We start from the raw sequence: 16,159 nt of genomic DNA on the forward strand, positions 1-16,159 counted from the left end.
GCCAGAAGCCCTCCCTGTGGCCCCCAACCAGCCGGCAACGGCAACCTTCGCGAGCAGGACTGCTCTGCGGATGACCCCGGAAATGGAGCCGACAGTCGAGCCCACCACGGTGCTTCCCACCGAGGACAGCAGTGCGATCGACGGCGACACGCCTGAATCCGAGCTGCCCACGCTCGACGACGCCGCGAACGACGAGAGCGACCGCGAGACCGCCGACAACTCCGCGGCCACCACCACGACGAGTGCAACACCGTCGCCGACGACCTCTACTCCCGCGACGACCACAGCTGCCGCGACGTCGACCACCTCGACGCAGGAGTCCTCCGAATCGAGCACGACCGTGCCCGGGACCTCCGAGCCGGCCAGCAGTGAGTCCTCCGTCCCGACCGAGGAAGCAACGCCCGAGACCACCGAGCAGACCGCCGTGGCCGAGGGACCGCAGGATCCCGAGTCTGTGCGCGTGGGGCGGGAGTTCGCAATCGTGAACCGCGACGGCGTCGAACTGGGCACCGCGAAGGTCGAGGACATCGTGCGGACGCCCGGCTGCGGAGTCGAGCTCACGCTGAGCATCACCACCTCCGCCGAAGCGGGCCCCGACAGGTGGGCGTCCGTCGCCCCGGGCGACTTCGCCGAGGTCCGCTCCGGCGGGTCCACCCGCGAGGCCACCACGCTCAACTCGGACTGCGAGCAGGCCGCTCACTCGACGACCACTCCCCTGTCGCCGGGGCGGGACTACGAGATCGTCATCGCCTTCCAACTCGACGACTCCGCGCAGCAGGCCATGCTCCGGCCCGACGGCACCGCCGGGTGGATCTTCGACCTACCCGCATTGCCTCGAGTGACGGCGACGACCAGCCCGTCGGCCGCCGCGGCCCCCACCACCGAGCAGGCCCCCGGCATGAGTACCGGCACCGGCACCGAGCTGACGACCACCGACGTCGCCGAGGCGTAGGAACCGTCGCACGGGAAGCGGCCCCGGCCACAGGGGATCGTGGTCGGGACCGCTCGGGCCCGCCGGTTCCGCACACCGGGTGGGACGCTGGCGGTGGCTGGAGCTGACCTCGTCGTCGTCACAGTCTCTGTCAGTCCCACCCGCGTGCGGAACCGGCGCGCTTCACATCACGCGCTTCACATCAGAGGGTGATGACGCGGGGACCCACCGAGCCCGACTCGGGATACCCGAGCGAACCGCGCACGAACCTACTGATCTCCCAGAGCACCCGATCCCACCACCAGAACACCATCTCGGACATGGCCCTACCTCCTGCTCGGTGAGCCAGACGGCCTCCGGCCCGCTGGACCAAGTGTGTTCCGACATCCTGGGAATCGCCCCCGTGGCGGCCTGATAGTCCGATAGCAGAGTCCGAGGATCTCCTACCTCAGCTGTGCCCCCGCTGCCCTCGCGAGAGAAGAACGCCCACATCTCCCAGGCGCGCGAGCCGCCCTCCGGGTCGAGCCGCCTGACCCACGATCACACCGCTGACCTGGGGTGCCCTGAACGGGCCCTGCAGGGCGCCGCAGGTCAGCGTGGGTGCCGTCGTGCGCTTCGGCCCCGAGGCCCAGCCCGGCCAGGCCCGGCGTTCAGCCGGAGACGTACGGGTTCGTCGCGGCCTGGTGGCGGAGGCGGGCGGGGACCACGAAGAACATGACGACGACGAGCACCGCCATCACCGCCGCCGCGACGGCACCCCACACCGCACCCAGCACCAGCGTGAAGACGAGCGCGACCAGGCCGACCATCGCCACCGCCAGAATCGCCAGACCGACACGGGCGAGCGTCGCGGACAGCCGGAGCACCCGGTCCTTGCGATGCGACCGGAACACCGCACGGTGGATCATCACCGGGGCCAACAAGATGACCGACGAGGTCAGCGCGAGCGACAAGACCACCAGGTAGAGGGCACGCGCGCCACCGCTGATCTCCACGAATCGGCCCTGGAACGGCACCACCAGCAGGAAGCCGGTGAGCACCTGGCCGCCGGTCTGGACGATGCGCAGTTCCTGCAGCAGCTCGATCCAGTTTCGGTCGATGCGCTGCGCCTCGGTTTCGTTGCGCTCAGCCCCGTTGGGTTCCCCGACTCCGTCGACGTGCATGACGCTCCTCTCGCCGCGTGCACTCCATGGTCGTCCGGTCCCCGCGGCGGCGGGATCTAACCGCCGATTCGCCCACGCCGAGCCGCTGACCTGCGGTGCCCTGCACAGGGGTTACAGGGCACCGCAGGTCCGGCACGATGAGGGCATGGTCAAGCCGTCCAACACCGCCGCCATCGCCTCCGCCACCGGCCGCCCGTGGGACGAGTGGGTCGAACTGCTCGAGCAGGCCGGGGCGCGGGAGAAGAACCACACCGCGATCGCCCAGCTGACGCTTGAGCACATGCCCGGGTCGGTGGAGCGGGCCGAATGGTGGGCGCAGGGCACGGCCATCGCCTACGAACAGCACGCCGGCCTGCGCGTTCCGGGGCAGTCCTGCGACGGCGACTTCCAGCTCTCCACCTCGCGGACCGTCGCCGGGGACAAGGACTCTGCACTGCAGGCGTGGACCGAGCTCGTCGCCGGGCGCGAGGAGTTCGGCGGGATCCCGGTGGACGGCGAGGCTTCGGTGACGCGGTCGGAGAAGTGGCGCTACTGGCGGGTCCCGCTGGCCGACGGCTCACGCGTGGCGATCAACTTCAGCGACAAGGCCGGCGGCAGCTCCGGTAGCAAGGCCAGCGTGGGGCTGGCGCACACCAAGCTCGACTCGGCCGAGGCGATCGCATACTGGCGGCCGGTGTGGAAGGAGCTGCTCGGACGGCTGTGACGAGTGCCGCTGCTACAGGTCAGCGGTACGCCTCGTGAGGCCGAGTCGGCCTGGCTCGAGCTCAGTGTCATCGCCGTCGTCATCGGTCAGTAGGTCCACGAGTGTTGTGGGATCCTTCAGGCGAGCCTGGCCGATGATCTCTTGCTCTTCCGCCGCCATACCCACCTCCGATTCCGCACTCACGGTAACGCTCTGCGCCGCCGGGCGCGAGGTCGCGTTCACTCCCGTGGCCTGCCGACGCTACCGGTTCGGCCGGAGCGAGCGACTGCGTGCGGGGGCGGTGGCGGCCGTTGTCGTCGTCGTACTACCCCGATGGCTTCGCGCAGCCCACGGTGAGGTGCCCGCCCCCACACATGAACGCTCGCCCCGGCGAGTGGCGAGGCGAGCGTTCGTTATGGGGGGCGAGGCGGTCAGCCGGTGACCGCCGCCAGCCGCTTCTCGTCGATGGTGCGGTCGAAGACGAACGCGTACAGCAGCCCCGCGCCGACGGCCGTGTAGGGCCAGACGAAGTAGACGATCACGCCCATCGCCATCGACAGGCCCCAGAGGGTGGAATCGCCGGCCTCGGAGAGCACCGACCACAGGACCAGCACGGCCAGTCCCGCGCAGTAGGCCACGATCGCCATCGAGGAGGCATTGTCCCAGGTGCCGTTGGAGCGCAGTGAGCCCAGCAGCATGGTGGTCACGGCGAACAGCGGGACGGCGAGGAACACCATCTGCCACACGTCGAAGATCATGCCGAGCAGTGCGAAGGCGGCTACGCCGACGAACACGTGGATCAGGGTGCCGGCCCGCTTGTGCTCGGGCATGGGTACGCCGGCGCGGTCGAGTGCGGCGAGATCAGACATGGTCGGGCCTTTCGGTGGTCGCGGGAGCCGAGCTGGAGGCGGCAGCCGAGCTGGAAGCGGGAGCCGCGGCGGAGGCGGGGGCGGCGGCGGTCGAGCCGGCGAGCGGACGGTCGGTGCCGGTGCCCGGGCCGCCGTAGAGGAACGCCAGGGTCGCGTCGGGGTGGCGGTTGGAGGTGACCAGCGAGACCACGTAGAACAGCAGGATCGACACGAGCAGCGAGATGCCGCCGACCTGCATGTACTCCGGCAGCGAGATGATGTCGCGGGCGGCCAGGGAGCTGATGATGAGGTTGCCGAGGATCGCAAAGACGACGGTCACGGTGGCGGCCGTCGCGGTGGCGCGCTCCCAGTAGATCGACATGACCACCGGGCCGACGATCGCCGCGGCGAACGCGGCCCAGCCCAGCGCGCCGAGCAGGAACACCACCTGCGACAGGAACAGGGTGAGCAGTACCGAGAGCACGACCAGCGTCAGCGTGGCGATCCGGCTCCACAGCAGTTCGCGGACCACGCGGATGCCGAACGCGGCGGGCAGGTCGCGCATCATCGACGAGGCGCCGATGGTGATGAAGCTGGACGCCGAGGACATGATCGCGGCGAGCAGGCCGGTGAGGGCGATGCCGCCGACGATCGGGTGCGTGACCGAGTCGAGGAACCAGATGGCGGTGTCGTCGATGTTCTCCAGCTCGGGAGCGTCGCCGGTGATGGTCATCGAGCGGGTGGCCAGGCCGATGCCCACCGAGAACAGGGTGGTCACCGCGTAGGCGATGCCAGCGACCGCGGCGCCCCACTTGAGCTGCGTCATGTCACGGAGCATGAGGAACTTGGTGAGCAGCTGCGGCTGACCCACGGCGCCGACGAAGATCAACAGGCCGAAGGCGAAGATGTAGGTGGGCGACTTCACGCCCTCGATCGCCAGCATCTCGGCGCTGGTGGTGGAGATGGTGTCGAGCATGGGCACCCAGCCACCGGCCATCTGGACGGCGAAGAAGAACAGCCCGACGGACATGACCACCATGAGCACGCCCTGGATGAGGTCGGTCCACACGGCCGCGAGCATGCCTCCGGCCATCGTGTAGGCGGCCACGACGAGCGAGCCGATCCACGCGCTGGTCGACACCGACGTGCCCAGCAGCAGGGAGATGATCACGCCGATCGCGGTGACCTGCGCGGTCATGTAGGCGACCGAGGCGATGAACACCGCGACCGACATGGTGGCGTGGGAGGTGCGGTCCTGGAAGCGGATGCGGATGAGGTCGGGCACCGAGTAGACGCTGTGTTTCTTGCCGATCCAGTTCAGACGGCTACCGAGGAGGAACCAGGCGACGGCGAAGCCGAACGGCGCGAACAGTCCGACGGCGATGAGTGCCTGGAAGCCCCACGCGTACGTCTGCCCGGTGCCGCCTACCATGCCCCAGCCGGACTGGATGGACGAGAAGCTGGCGATGGCCATCACGAAGAAGCCCAGCGACTGGCCCGCCACGAGGAATTCCTTGGCCGACTTCATCTTGGTGTTGGCCCAGGCGCCGATGGCGAACATGAGCACGAAATAGACGATGACCACGCCTATCACTACGGGATTGTTCATTTCGTGTCCTCTGAGTGGGTGGCATGCAGCTGCGCTGGATGATCAGCGCGCAGCTGCGCGCGGCGGATCTTGCCGGTGTTGGTGGTGGGGAGTTCGTCGAGGAAGACGACCTCCCGCGGGTACTGGTAGAAGGCCAGGCGCTGTTTGACGAAGGCCTGGATCTCGGCGGCGAGGTCGGCGGTGTGCCCGGCGGTGCGGTCGACTCCCTCCGCGGGGACGACGTACGCGACGATCGCCTCTCCGCGTAGCTCGTCCGGCACGCCGATCACGGCCACCATCTCGACGGACGGGTGGCGCAGGATCTGGTCCTCGATCTCGCCGGGGCCCACGCGGTAGCCGGCCGACGAGATGAGGTCGTCGTTGCGGCCGGAGAACCAGAAGTTCCCCTCGTCGTCGACCTTCGCGAGGTCACCGGTGTGCAGGACGCCGTCGGCGGCCTTCTCCGCGGTCTTCTCGGGCGCGTTCCAGTAGCGCAGGAAGGCGTTCGGGCTGGGCAGTCGCACGCAGATCTCGCCGACCTCCCCCGCCGCGACCGGCTCGCCGGTCTCATCGAGCAGCACGAGGTCGAACCCGGGCGTGGGGCGGCCCATCGATCCGGGCGGGGTCGCGAACTCGGCGTGGCAGGTGCCCACGATGAGGTTGCACTCGGTCTGGCCGTAGATCTCGTTGACGCGCACGCCCAGTGCCTCGCGCGCCCACTCGGCCACTGCCTCGCCGAGCGCCTCACCGCCGGAGAACGCGGCCCGCAGTCCGGTGCGCGAGTAGTCGACGTCGGACGCGCGCATCATCTTGAGGATGGTCGGCGGCAGGAACGAGCAGGTCACGCCGTGCCTCCGCAGGATGTGCTCGACGGCCTCGGGGCTGGGCCGCCGGTTCGACGCGACCACGGGCACCCCGCTGTAGAGGCTGGGCAGCAGCACGTCGAGCAGCCCGCCGGCCCACGCCCAGTCCGCGGGCGTCCAGAACACGTCGCCGGGCTCGCCTGACTCGCCGGCCGTCGAGCGCCGCGGGAACCCGTCGAGTGCGCGGACCACGCCGGGCATGTGGCCCAACACGACCCGGTGCCCGTGCAGCGCGCCCTTGGGCTGGCCGGTGGTCCCGGAGGTGTAGATGAGCAGCGCGGGGTCGTCGGGTCCGGTGTCCGCGACGACGACGGCAACGTCGGCCTCCTCCGCCACCGCGAGCGGCAGCACGGTGAGCGTGCCGGAATCCGCCGCTGGACTGCCATCCGCGCCAGCGCCCGCCACGGCTCCGTCGGCGGCCGCCGCAGCTGACTCGTCGACCGCCGGGGCCGTACCCGCCGCGTGCATCGCCCCGGCCACCGGCGACGTCGCGGCCGGAACCGCATCGCCGGTGACGAGCACGGTGCGCAGCTCGGGCAGCTCGGCGAGTTCGTCAGCCAGGCGGGCGTAGCAGTCGGCGTCGAACACGGCCGCGACCGCGCCGGAGTCGCCCATGCGGAACAGCGCCGCCTCGGGACCGAACTTCACCGACAGCGGCACCGCGATGGCGCCCATGAGGTACGCGGCCATGTGCGCCACGGCGGTCTCGGCGGACTGCGCGCACATCACGGCGACGCGGTCACCCTCGCCGACCCCGCGCTCCCGCAGGAACGTGATGAGCCGGCGGGCGCGCTCACCGAGTTCACCGAACGTGGTGATCTCCGGTGGGTCGTCCCCGCGGTCCACCACGATCGCGGGTGCGTCCTGGAGATGTGCGTCCATGCACGCGGCGCCGATGTTGAATCGTTCCGGGATCTCCCAGTGAAAGCCCTCGGGCCGCAGTGGCGGACTCCAGGGAGTCGCCTCGGCGTGGGATGGCATGGGTCTCGCTCCTTCGTTCGTGATGGCTGCCGCCCTCGTCTCGCGATTGTGAGCATGCTCACGTCACAGGCACCCCATGACCGTAGAAGTGGTGTGGACCACATACAATGGAGATTCCCCCTAGCTTCGGAGTGTGCCCATGTCTGAATCTCCATCCCCCTCCACCACCTACGAGTTCCTGACCCTCGACGTCACCGACGGCATCGCGCTGGTCACCCTGGGCCGACCGCCGGTCAACGCCCTGTCCCGCGCGATGCAGGAGGAACTCCGCGCGGTGGCCGGCGAAGTCTCCGGCCGCGACGACGTCGACGCCGTGGTGTTCACCGGCAGCGAGCGCGTCTTCGCCGCCGGTGCCGATATCAAGGAGATGCGGAACATGCCGTATGCCCGGATGGTCGCCGAGGCCCGCGAGCTGCAGTCCGCGTTCACGGCCGTCGCGGCGATCCCCCAGCCCACCGTCGCCGCCATCACCGGCGCGGCCCTGGGCGGTGGCATGGAACTGGCCCTGTGCTGCGACCGGCGCATCGCCGAGGACAAGGCCAAGCTCGGCCAGCCCGAGATCCTGCTCGGCATCATCCCCGGCGCCGGCGGCACGCAGCGCCTCACCCGGCTCGTCGGCCCGGCCGTGGCCAAGGACCTGTGCCTCACCGGCCGCACGCTCACCGCCGCCGAGGCCCTCGAGCTGCGCACGGTCGAGGAGGTCGTGCCGGACGGGCAGGCCACCGCCCGCGCCCTTGAGTGGGCCCGGCAATTCGTCGGCGGACCCCGCATCGCGCTGCGAGCCGTCAAGGAGGCCGTCGACCGCGGTATCGAGGTGGACCTCGACACCGGCCTGGCCATCGAGCGCGCCCTGTTCGCCGGACTCTTTGCCACCGAAGACCGCGAGATCGGCATGCAGTCGTTCATGGACTCGGGCCCCGGCAAGGCGCAGTTCACCGGCCGCTGAACCCCGCTCGAGCCATGGCCGTCGACCTCGCCCTCGGGCTGCGCGACATCCTCGACGCCTCCGCCGAGCTCGCCTCGGCGGAGGACGAGGACGCCGTGCTGCACATCGCCATCCGCCGGGCCCGCCAACTCGTGGGCACCGACCTGGCGTACGTCATGCTGCTCGACCCCGAGCGCGGCGACACCTACATGCGGATGGCCGAGGGCGCCACCAGTCCCCGGTTCGACACCATCCGCCTGGGCATGGGCCTCGGCCTGGGCGGGCAGGTCGCCGAGGCCATGGCACCCCGCTGGACCCGCAACTACCTGGCCGACGAGCAGTACACCCACGTCATCGACCCGATCATCCGCGACGAGGGCGTCAAGGCGATCCTCGGCGTCCCCGTGCGCACCCACGGCCGGCTCACCGGGACACTGTTCACCTCCGACCGGCGCGAACGCGCCTTCTCCCAGGACGAGATCACCCTCGTCGCCCTGCTGGCCGACCAGGTCTCCGCCGCCCTCACCGCCGCCGAGCGCGCCTCCCGCCGCCAACGCGACCTCGACTCCACCCGCGACGCCCTCGACATCGCCCACGCCGAGACCGCGCGCCTGTCCGCCACCGTCGACCTGCACGAACGGCTCACCCGGCTGGTCATCGCCGGCACCACCGTCCCCGAGATCGTCGACCTCGTGGTGGACCTCGAGGGCGGCACCGCCGCCGTGTTCGACCTCGCTCACCGGGATATCGGCTCTGCCCGCTCCCCCGAGGGACCGCCCGCCGACCTGCTGCGGCAGGTGTTGGCCGAGGTCGGCACGGATTCCGAGCGATCGACCAGTGCGGTCACCCGGTCTGTGGACGGCCACCTCGTCGTCGTCACCCCTGTCGTCACCGGACCCGACCACCTCGGGTACGTCACGTTCGCCAGCCGCGGCTCCGTGCCCGCCATCCGGCCCGTCCTGGCGCGCGTGAGCTCGGTGATCGCGCTGATCCTGCTGGGGCACCGCGCGCGCGACGAGGCCGACAACCGCGTCCGCGGCGAGCTACTGGCCGAGGTCCTGGCCCCCGGCGACCACGACCTCGACGCCATCGCCCGACGAGCCGCCCTGCTCGGGGTGGACGTGGACGCCGACCTCGTGGCGCTGGTGATCACGCCCGCCGAGGCCCGGATGACGCGCGCGCTGGAGACCGAGTGCCGCTCCCTCGCCCGCGCCGACGACGGGCTGGTCACCACCTACGGCGACCGCGGCGTGATGCTGCTCCCCGGCACCGACGCCGGTGCCACCGCCCGCGACGTCGCCGCCCGACTGGCCGCGCACCGGGCGACCGTCGGGGCCGCCGGACCGATCGCCGGCATCGCCGGGCTCGCGGGAGTGGGCGACCACGTCGAGCGGGCCGGACGCGCCGCACGGCTGCTCATCGCGCTCGACCGGGCCGGCGACGGTGCCGCCACCGAGGAACTCGGGCTGTACGGGCTGCTGTTCAGCGAGGTCGACCGCGAGTTCGTCACGCAGTTCATCGAGCGCAACCTCGGCCCGGTGCGCGACTTCGACCGCACCCGCGGCACCGCGCTACTCGAGACACTCGAGGCGTGGTTCGGCGCCGACGGCAGCCCCTCCGCCACCGCCGAGCGGCTGTTCGTGCACGTCAACACCGTGTACCAGCGGCTCGACCGGCTGGAGCAGGTGCTGGGCACCGGCTGGCGACGCGGCGACCGCGCGCTGGAGCTGCGGCTGGCGCTGCGGTTGGCGGAGTTGCGGGGGGCGTGAGGTGCGGGGGCCCGACCCAGACCTGGGGTGCCCTGAACGGGCCGTGCAGGGCACCCCAGGTCAGCGGCGGTTTCGACGCAATGCGGCAGGGGCCGGCTGTCCGGCGGCAGGCTCAGACGACGGTGCCCGGCACGACCACTGGGTCGACTGCCGGGAAGTTGCTCTTCGCGTAGCCGGCGATCGATCGGATGCCCGCGATGTTGATCGTCCCGCCCACGGCTGCGCCCGCCACGGGCACGACCTTGACCAGATTGATGGACCCCGTGGTGCCGAACTTGGTGACCAGACGGAAGCCCACCGCCTTGTTGATCTTGGTCAGGACAGTGCCCGGAACCCTTTTCAGGGCCGCGACGGCCGTCTTGGTGCCGATCTCGACGCCGGCCTTGGACATCGCCTCGACACCGGCGGATCCGATCAGCGACACCGCGATGACACTGCGGACCTCCTCGCTGTGAACGTCATATCCGCGCAGGTGTGCGACCGCCGCGATCATGCGGGTGGCTCGCGTGTAGAAGACGGTGACATCCGTGGGAATGGCCACCGCCATCGTGGCCAGCCCACCGAGTCCGGACACGAACCCCGACGCGCCCACGACCCTGGTGTGCGTGGCGATGATCCGCTTGATGGCCTTTTCGGCGTCGCCACCGGAGTGCTTGAGTGCCTCGGCGGCGATGGTCTCGGCACCCTTGACCGGTCCGAAACCGTTCACTCCCGAATCGAGGATGAAGTTGATGGTGGCCGTGGCCGCCGTCTCCATATCGCCTTCAGAGATCGACTTGGTGATCTCCTTGACACGCTTGGGTTGGGCAATCGCCATGAGGGGGCGCCTTTCGGACAGGCCTGAGGGGGACGGTTCGCTCTCACTGCGGCCGCTAAGTGAGCCCGTGCGCCGGGGAGGAAGTCTCGGCACTGGGAAAGAGAATAAACACTCTTTGCCCCGAGCAGTTAACGGTGTCGACTATTCGGTGCGGGACGCGCGCCCGCGGCGTGGCCGGCCCGAGCCCTCTGACCTGGGGCGCCCTGCACGGGTCGTCCAGGGCACCCCAGGTCAGCGGCGGTTTCGGCGGGCGGCGGCCCGGGTGCAGGCGGAGGCGCTGTCGGGCGGCGCGGTCGGTCGGCGCGGACTCAGATCGCCAGCGCCGCCGACACCTCGTGGGCGGCGGTCGCATCAGAGGCGCCTGAGTGCGAGATCCGCCCGGACTCCATGACGTAATAGACGTCCGAGGCCCGCAGCGAGAAACCCACGTGCTGTTCGACGAGCAGGACCGACAGGTCGCCGCGGGAGGCCAGGTCCACGATGATGCGCTCGATCTCGGCGACGACGTTGGGCTGGATGCCCTCGGTGGGTTCGTCCAGCACCAGCATCCGGGGTTCGGTGATGAGCGTCCGGGCGATCGCCAACTGCTGCCGCTGGCCGCCGGAGAGCAGGCCGGCCTTGCGGTCGAGCAGCTCCTTCAGCGCCGGGAAAAGGTCCAGCGACTCGTCGATCAGCGCCTTGCCGCGCTTGCGCCCATCGGCGACGAGCTGCAGGTTCTCGGCCGTGGTGAGCTGGGTGAACGACTGCTGTCCCTGCGGGACGTAGCCGATCCCGCGGGCCACCCGCGCGTGCGGACGCAGGGAGGTGATGTCCTCGCCGTCGAACTCAATCGTGCCGCCCTTGCATGGCAACAGCCCCACCGCGGTCCGCAGCAGCGTCGTCTTGCCGGCGCCGTTGTGACCGAGGATCGCGGCCACTCCCCCGGCCGGGACCTCGAGGTCGACACCGTGGACGACCTCCGAGCCGCCGTAGCCCGCGCGGACGCCGGTCATCTTGAGCAGTGCGGTCATCGTGGGGTCTCCTCGGTCTCGTCTGCCAGCTCGGTGCCGGTCGCGGCGGCGGTGCCCAGGTAGACCTGCTGCACCTTGGGGTCGGCCTGGATCTCGGCGACGGTGCCCTCGGCGAGCACCTTGCCCGCGGCCAGGACGGTGACGGTGGTGGCGAAGGCCCGCATGAAATCCATGTCGTGCTCCACCACCACGACGGTGCGGTCGGCGGCGATCCGCTGCAGCAGCTCCCCTGTGGCCTGCCGCTCCTCGGCGCCCATGCCGGCGACGGGCTCGTCGAGCAGCATGACGTCGGAGTCCTGCACCAGCAGCATGCCGATCTCCAGCCACTGCTTCTGCCCGTGCGCCAACACCCCGGCCTTGGTGCCGGCCAGGTGCTCGAGCCCGATGGTCTCCAGCGCCTCGGTCACCTTGTCCTCCCGGCCGTGGCGACGCCGCAGCAGGGTGAGCGGGCCGCGGCGGGCACCGGCGGCGATGTCGAGGTTCTGCTCCACGGTGAGGTCCTCGAACACCGACGCCGTCTGGAACGTGCGGCCGATGCCCATCTTGGCGATCTTGTGCGTCTTGAGCCCCAGCACCGGCTGGCCGGACTTGTCGACGGTGCCGGTGGCGGGCACGAGCCCGGTGATCGCGTCGACGACGGTCGTCTTTCCGGCGCCGTTGGGGCCGATGAGGAACCGCAGGTCGCCCTGGATCAGGGTGAGGTCGACGCCGTCCACGGCCTTGAAGCCGTCGAACGTCACCGTCAGGTCGCGGACCTCGAGGTAGGTGCCGGCGCCTCCCTCACCGGAGCGAGTCCGGGCGTTCCTGCGGGCGCCGGAGCCGGGCAGGCCGATCTCGGCGCCGGTCAGGGTGCCGGCCGACAGCGCGGCACCGATGCCGAAGGCGGTGGACGGGGTCATCGGGACTCCTCGGGGGAAGCGGCGCCTGACGCCGTCGAATCGGGATCAGGTTCGGCGATGCCGGTGGTGGCGGGCCGGTCGGAGGTGGCGGAGCTCGTCGTCGTCGTCGTGGTCGTCGTGGTCGTCGTGGTCGGCGCGGTCGGCTCCTGGCCCTTCGCCCGCCGACGCCGCATCACGAACAGCGACGCCAGGCCGCCGGGCAGGAACCCCACCACCACGATGAACAAGATGCCCTGCAGGTAGGTCCACTGCGACGGGTACGCCTCGGAGAACGCGGTCTGCGCCCAGGCCACACCGATCGCGCCGAGCACCGGGCCGAGCAGGGTCGCGCGGCCGCCGATCGCGACGCCGATGAGGAACGCGATCGAGGGCGCGATACCGATCGCCGACGGCGAGATGATCCCCACGATCGGCACGAACAGTGCCCCGGCGAGCCCCGCGGCGAACGCGGCCACGGCGTAGGCGAACGACTTGACCATCGCCGGGTCGTAGCCGAGGAACCGCACGCGCTCCTCCTGGTCACGGACGGCCACGAGCAACTCGCCGAAGCGGGAATTCATGAGCTGGCGCACCAGCAGCACCACGAGGAGCAGCGCGCCGCCGGCGAGGAAGTACAGCATCCGCCGGTTGGCCGGGTCGGACAGCGCGAACCCGAAGAACCCGGTGAAGCGGTTAAGCCCGTTGGACCCGCCCAGCTCCGGCCGGCTCACGAGGAAGATCGCGGCGGCCGCGGCCAGGGCCTGCGAGAGGATCGCGAAGTAGGCGCCCTTGACCTTGCGGTTGAATACCAGGTAGCCGAACCCGAACGCCAGCAGCGGCGGGACCAGCAGGATCACCGCGAGCGTGAACCCGGGCGAGGCGAACGGCACCCAGTACCCGGGCATCTCGCGCATCCCGGCGATCTGCATGAAGTCGGGCAGCGCGTCGGCGCCTCCGCGGTCGCGGGCGTCGGAGATCTTGAGGAACATCGCCATCGCGTAGGCGCCCACGCCGAAGTACACGCCCTGGCCGAGGGTCAGCATGCCGCCGCGCCCCCACGCCAGACCGATGCCACTGGCGACGATCGCGTAGCAGAAGAACTTGGCCAGCAGGCTCAGCCGGAAGTCGCTCAGCAGCGCGGGCGCGAGACCGAAGATGATCAGCGCGGCCACCGCGAGCGCGGCCCAGAACATCCACCGGGGCCGCTCGGCGTCGCCGGTCAGCAGGCGCCGGGCGCGGGTGCGCCGAGGTGGCGCGGCGGCGGGATCGGGGGCAGTGGTGGCAGCGGAGTCGGCGCCGCCAGCCGCTCGGGTGACGGAGATGGTCTTGGTCATGCCAGGCTCCTGGTCTTGACGGCGAACAGGCCCTGCGGGCGCACCTGCAGGAAGATGATGATGGCGACAAAGACGAGCACCTTGGCCACCGACGCGGTGGTGGAGTACTCGAAGAACGAGTGCAGGACCCCGAGCGCGAACGCCGCGATCACGGCGCCCCGCAGCTGGCCGAGGCCACCCACGACCACCACGAGGAACGCGTCGATGAGGTACGACTGGCCGATCGTGGGGCTCGTCGAGCCGATGAGCGTGAGCGCCACCCCGGCGACGCCGGCCAGGCCGGAGCCGATGAAGAACGTGGTGATGTCGGTGCGGCGGGAGCTGATGCCCGACGACTCGGCGAGGTCACGGTTGAGCGTGACCGCCCGGATGCGGCGGCCCATGGGCGTGAACTTCATCGCGGCCATGACCGCGGCGACGCAGGTGATCGCCAGGACGAAGATGAACACGCGAGTCAGAGGCACCGACGCACCGAGCAGTTCGACGCTGCCGCGCAGGAACTCCGGCACCGCCACGTTGACGGCCGGCGCGCCCCAGATGTCTCGGGCGATCTGCTGCAGGACCAGGCCCACACCGAACGTGACGAGCAGGGTGTCCAGTGGACGGGCGTAGAGGCGCCGGATGAGCGTCACCTCGAGCAGCACGCCGAGCAGGCCGCCGACGACGAAACCCAGGGCCAGGGACAACAGCAGGCTCATCCCAGAGGCGGCGGTGATCTGCTGGACGACGTAGGCGGTGTAGCAGCCGGCCATGATGAACTCGCCGTGGGCCATGTTGATGACGCCCATCTGGCCGAACGTCAGGCTCAGGCCGAGGGCGGCGAGCAGGAGGATGGAGCCGATGCTCAATCCGGTCGCGAGTTGTCCGATGAGGATGTCCACATCGGCTCCTTTCTCCGGGCTGGGTGATCCGGGCTGACGGTCGGGCGTCAGTTCCCGGACAGGTCGCCGGCCCAGTCGTAGGACTCGAGGAACGGGTCGGGCTCGATCGCCTCGCCGGAGCTCCACACCTCGTAGATCAGGCCGTCGGGGCGGATCTCGCCGACGATCGCGGTCTTGGAGATGTGGTTGTTCTCGCCGTTGATGGTGACGGTGCCCTCGGGGGCGTCGAAGCTGACGCCGTCGGCGGCGTCCTGGATGGCGTCGACGGCGAAGGAGTCCGCCTTCTCGACCGTGTTCTTCCACAGGTAGACCGACGTGTACGCGGCTTCCATCGGATCGGAGGTGACGCGGTTCGCGCCGTACTTCGCCTTGAACGCGTCGACGAACGCGGTGTTCTCCGGCGAGTCGATCGTCTGGTAGTAGTTCCACGAGGTCAGCTGGCCGTCAATATTCGCGGCGCCGATGCCCTGGACCTCCTCCTCGGCGATCGACACGCTCACCACCGGGGTGTCCTCGGCGGACAGGCCGGCGTTGGAGTACTCGCGGAAGAACGCCACGTTGGAGTCGCCGTTGAGCGTGTTGAACACGGCGTCCGGGTTGGCGGTGCGCACCTTGTTGACGATGGTGGAGAAGTCGGTCGAGCCGAGCGGGGTGTAGTCTTCGCCGAGGATCTCGACCTCGTTGGCCTCGGCCCACGCCTTGATGACGCGATTGGCGGTCTGCGGGAAGACGTAGTCCGAGCCCACGAGGTACATGGACTCCACGCCCTGCTCCTTGAGGTACTCCAGGGCGGGGACGATCTGCTGGTTGGTGGTGGCGCCGGTGTAGAAGATGTTCTCCGACGCCTCGAGGCCCTCGTACTGCACCGGGTAGTAGAGCAACGCGTTGGCGTCCTCGACCACGGGCAGCATCGCCTTGCGGGAGGACGAGGTCCAGCCGCCGAAGATCGCGGCCACGCAGTCACTGGTGATGAGCTTCTGCGCCTTCTCCGCGAACACGGCCGGGTCGGAGGCGCCGTCCTCCACCACGGGTTCGATCTGCTTGCCCAGCACCCCGCCCTCGGCGTTGATCTGCTCGATCGCCAGCGCCACCGAGTCACGCACGGTCTTCTCGGAGATGGCCATGGTGCCCGACAGCGAATGCAACGAGCCCACCTTGATCGTGTCGCCGGAGGTGTCCACGCAGGACTCGGCGGCGGCCGCGGCGGTGTCGCCGGTCCGGCTTCCGCAGGCGGTGAGCGCACCCGCACCCAGGATCACGAGGCCGGCGGTGGCCAGTGCACGCCGGGTGCGGATCGAGCGCGGCGTCTGGCTCGCGCGAGCTGTCTTCCCAGAGGAGATGGAGGTGGAGTTCACGTGGTTGACCTGACCTTCACTGACCGGCTGTCGAGTGCTCCCGCGGGCTGCGGGGCTCGAAGCGCGATGTGGATAAAGGTAAGGACATGATGTGAGTCAGCTGAGTCGCCGGTGTTTCGCCACCGTTGCCTCTA

The 16,159-nt window shown here is 70.1% G+C and carries 15 protein-coding genes; 4 read left to right on the forward strand and 11 right to left on the reverse strand.

The window, feature by feature from the left end; genetic code table 11:
- On the reverse strand, window positions 1-336 hold a 336-nt coding region (locus tag J1M64_RS00525), incomplete at its 3' end, for a hypothetical protein (protein ID WP_206472026.1).
- 4 nt (window positions 337-340) lie between these two features.
- Between J1M64_RS00525 and J1M64_RS00530 the strand changes: the two genes are divergently transcribed.
- Window positions 341-952, forward strand: a complete 612-nt coding sequence (locus tag J1M64_RS00530; RefSeq protein ID WP_206472028.1) for a hypothetical protein — start codon at window positions 341-343, stop codon at window positions 950-952.
- Window positions 953-1,581: 629 nt separating this feature from the next.
- Here J1M64_RS00530 and J1M64_RS00535 read toward each other — a convergent pair.
- The gene (locus J1M64_RS00535; protein WP_206472030.1) at window positions 1,582-2,094 is read right to left on the reverse strand and encodes a DUF6328 family protein; all 513 of its coding nucleotides are present in this window, start codon (window positions 2,092-2,094) and stop codon (window positions 1,582-1,584) included.
- A 145-nt stretch (window positions 2,095-2,239) separates the two neighbouring features.
- Here J1M64_RS00535 and J1M64_RS00540 point away from each other — a divergent pair, with 145 nt between their 5' ends.
- Complete coding sequence (locus tag J1M64_RS00540; RefSeq protein ID WP_206472032.1) at window positions 2,240-2,797, forward strand: hypothetical protein; 558 nt, start codon at window positions 2,240-2,242, stop codon at window positions 2,795-2,797.
- A gap of 410 nt (window positions 2,798-3,207) precedes the next feature.
- Here the strand turns inward: J1M64_RS00540 and J1M64_RS00545 are convergent, their stop codons facing one another.
- The 3 genes from J1M64_RS00545 to J1M64_RS00555 are packed head-to-tail and all read right to left on the reverse strand — an operon-like array spanning window position 3,208 to window position 7,056.
- A complete protein-coding gene (locus J1M64_RS00545; RefSeq protein WP_206472034.1) occupies window positions 3,208-3,645 on the reverse strand; it encodes a hypothetical protein in 438 nt (145 codons plus the stop codon).
- Window positions 3,638-5,233, reverse strand: coding sequence for a sodium:solute symporter (locus J1M64_RS00550; protein ID WP_241260910.1), 1,596 nt, complete (start codon window positions 5,231-5,233; stop codon window positions 3,638-3,640). The genes J1M64_RS00545 and J1M64_RS00550 overlap by 8 nt, the downstream gene beginning before the upstream one ends.
- Complete coding sequence (locus J1M64_RS00555; RefSeq protein ID WP_206472044.1) at window positions 5,230-7,056, reverse strand: AMP-binding protein; 1,827 nt, start codon at window positions 7,054-7,056, stop codon at window positions 5,230-5,232. Before J1M64_RS00555 ends, J1M64_RS00550 begins: the two co-directional genes overlap by 4 nt.
- A 139-nt stretch (window positions 7,057-7,195) precedes the next feature.
- Between J1M64_RS00555 and J1M64_RS00560 the strand changes: the two genes are divergently transcribed.
- Entirely contained in the window at window positions 7,196-8,002 is an 807-nt protein-coding gene (locus J1M64_RS00560) for an enoyl-CoA hydratase/isomerase family protein (protein ID WP_206472046.1), read from the forward strand.
- Between the two features lie 14 nt (window positions 8,003-8,016).
- Window positions 8,017-9,750 (forward strand): helix-turn-helix domain-containing protein, encoded by a 1,734-nt coding sequence (locus J1M64_RS00565; RefSeq protein WP_206472048.1) that lies wholly within the window; start codon window positions 8,017-8,019, stop codon window positions 9,748-9,750.
- A 112-nt stretch (window positions 9,751-9,862) separates the two neighbouring features.
- On the opposite strand, the gene J1M64_RS00570 is transcribed toward J1M64_RS00565, so the two are convergent.
- From J1M64_RS00570 to urtA, 6 genes are all read right to left on the reverse strand, one after another.
- Complete coding sequence (locus tag J1M64_RS00570; protein WP_206472050.1) at window positions 9,863-10,567, reverse strand: EcsC family protein; 705 nt, start codon at window positions 10,565-10,567, stop codon at window positions 9,863-9,865.
- A gap of 308 nt (window positions 10,568-10,875) precedes the next feature.
- Window positions 10,876-11,577 carry an urea ABC transporter ATP-binding subunit UrtE gene (gene urtE, locus J1M64_RS00575; protein WP_082923750.1) on the reverse strand — a complete coding sequence of 234 codons (702 nt, stop codon included), beginning with the start codon at window positions 11,575-11,577 and terminating at the stop codon, window positions 10,876-10,878.
- Window positions 11,574-12,476: an urea ABC transporter ATP-binding protein UrtD gene (gene urtD, locus J1M64_RS00580; RefSeq protein ID WP_241260911.1), complete on the reverse strand. Its 903-nt coding sequence runs from the start codon at window positions 12,474-12,476 to the stop codon at window positions 11,574-11,576. The genes urtE and urtD overlap by 4 nt, the downstream gene beginning before the upstream one ends.
- Complete coding sequence (urtC, locus tag J1M64_RS00585; protein ID WP_206472125.1) at window positions 12,473-13,648, reverse strand: urea ABC transporter permease subunit UrtC; 1,176 nt, start codon at window positions 13,646-13,648, stop codon at window positions 12,473-12,475. Before urtC ends, urtD begins: the two co-directional genes overlap by 4 nt.
- 137 nt (window positions 13,649-13,785) lie before the next feature.
- A complete protein-coding gene (urtB, locus tag J1M64_RS00590; protein WP_061228856.1) occupies window positions 13,786-14,670 on the reverse strand; it encodes an urea ABC transporter permease subunit UrtB in 885 nt (294 codons plus the stop codon).
- A gap of 47 nt (window positions 14,671-14,717) precedes the next feature.
- Window positions 14,718-15,965 (reverse strand): urea ABC transporter substrate-binding protein, encoded by a 1,248-nt coding sequence (gene urtA / locus J1M64_RS00595; protein WP_096907488.1) that lies wholly within the window; start codon window positions 15,963-15,965, stop codon window positions 14,718-14,720.
- Between the last annotated feature and the right edge of the window lie 194 nt (window positions 15,966-16,159).

The organism is Dietzia sp. KRD202 (assembly GCF_017168155.1).
GTDB classification, from domain to species: domain Bacteria; phylum Actinomycetota; class Actinomycetes; order Mycobacteriales; family Mycobacteriaceae; genus Dietzia; species Dietzia kunjamensis.

What these genes read in the sequence shown, in the direction of transcription:
- J1M64_RS00535 (WP_206472030.1), bottom strand. Translation starts at nt 2,094, where the DNA reads ATGCACGTCGACGGAGTCGGGGAACCCAACGGGGCTGAGCGCAACGAA.
- J1M64_RS00540 (WP_206472032.1), top strand. Translation starts at nt 2,240, where the DNA reads ATGGTCAAGCCGTCCAACACCGCCGCCATCGCCTCCGCCACCGGCCGC.
- J1M64_RS00545 (WP_206472034.1), bottom strand. Translation starts at nt 3,645, where the DNA reads ATGTCTGATCTCGCCGCACTCGACCGCGCCGGCGTACCCATGCCCGAG.
- J1M64_RS00550 (WP_241260910.1), bottom strand. Translation starts at nt 5,233, where the DNA reads ATGAACAATCCCGTAGTGATAGGCGTGGTCATCGTCTATTTCGTGCTC.
- J1M64_RS00555 (WP_206472044.1), bottom strand. Translation starts at nt 7,056, where the DNA reads ATGCCATCCCACGCCGAGGCGACTCCCTGGAGTCCGCCACTGCGGCCC.
- J1M64_RS00560 (WP_206472046.1), top strand. Translation starts at nt 7,196, where the DNA reads ATGTCTGAATCTCCATCCCCCTCCACCACCTACGAGTTCCTGACCCTC.
- J1M64_RS00565 (WP_206472048.1), top strand. Translation starts at nt 8,017, where the DNA reads ATGGCCGTCGACCTCGCCCTCGGGCTGCGCGACATCCTCGACGCCTCC.
- J1M64_RS00570 (WP_206472050.1), bottom strand. Translation starts at nt 10,567, where the DNA reads ATGGCGATTGCCCAACCCAAGCGTGTCAAGGAGATCACCAAGTCGATC.
- urtE (WP_082923750.1), bottom strand. Translation starts at nt 11,577, where the DNA reads ATGACCGCACTGCTCAAGATGACCGGCGTCCGCGCGGGCTACGGCGGC.
- urtD (WP_241260911.1), bottom strand. Translation starts at nt 12,476, where the DNA reads ATGACCCCGTCCACCGCCTTCGGCATCGGTGCCGCGCTGTCGGCCGGC.
- urtC (WP_206472125.1), bottom strand. Translation starts at nt 13,648, where the DNA reads ATGTTCTGGGCCGCGCTCGCGGTGGCCGCGCTGATCATCTTCGGTCTC.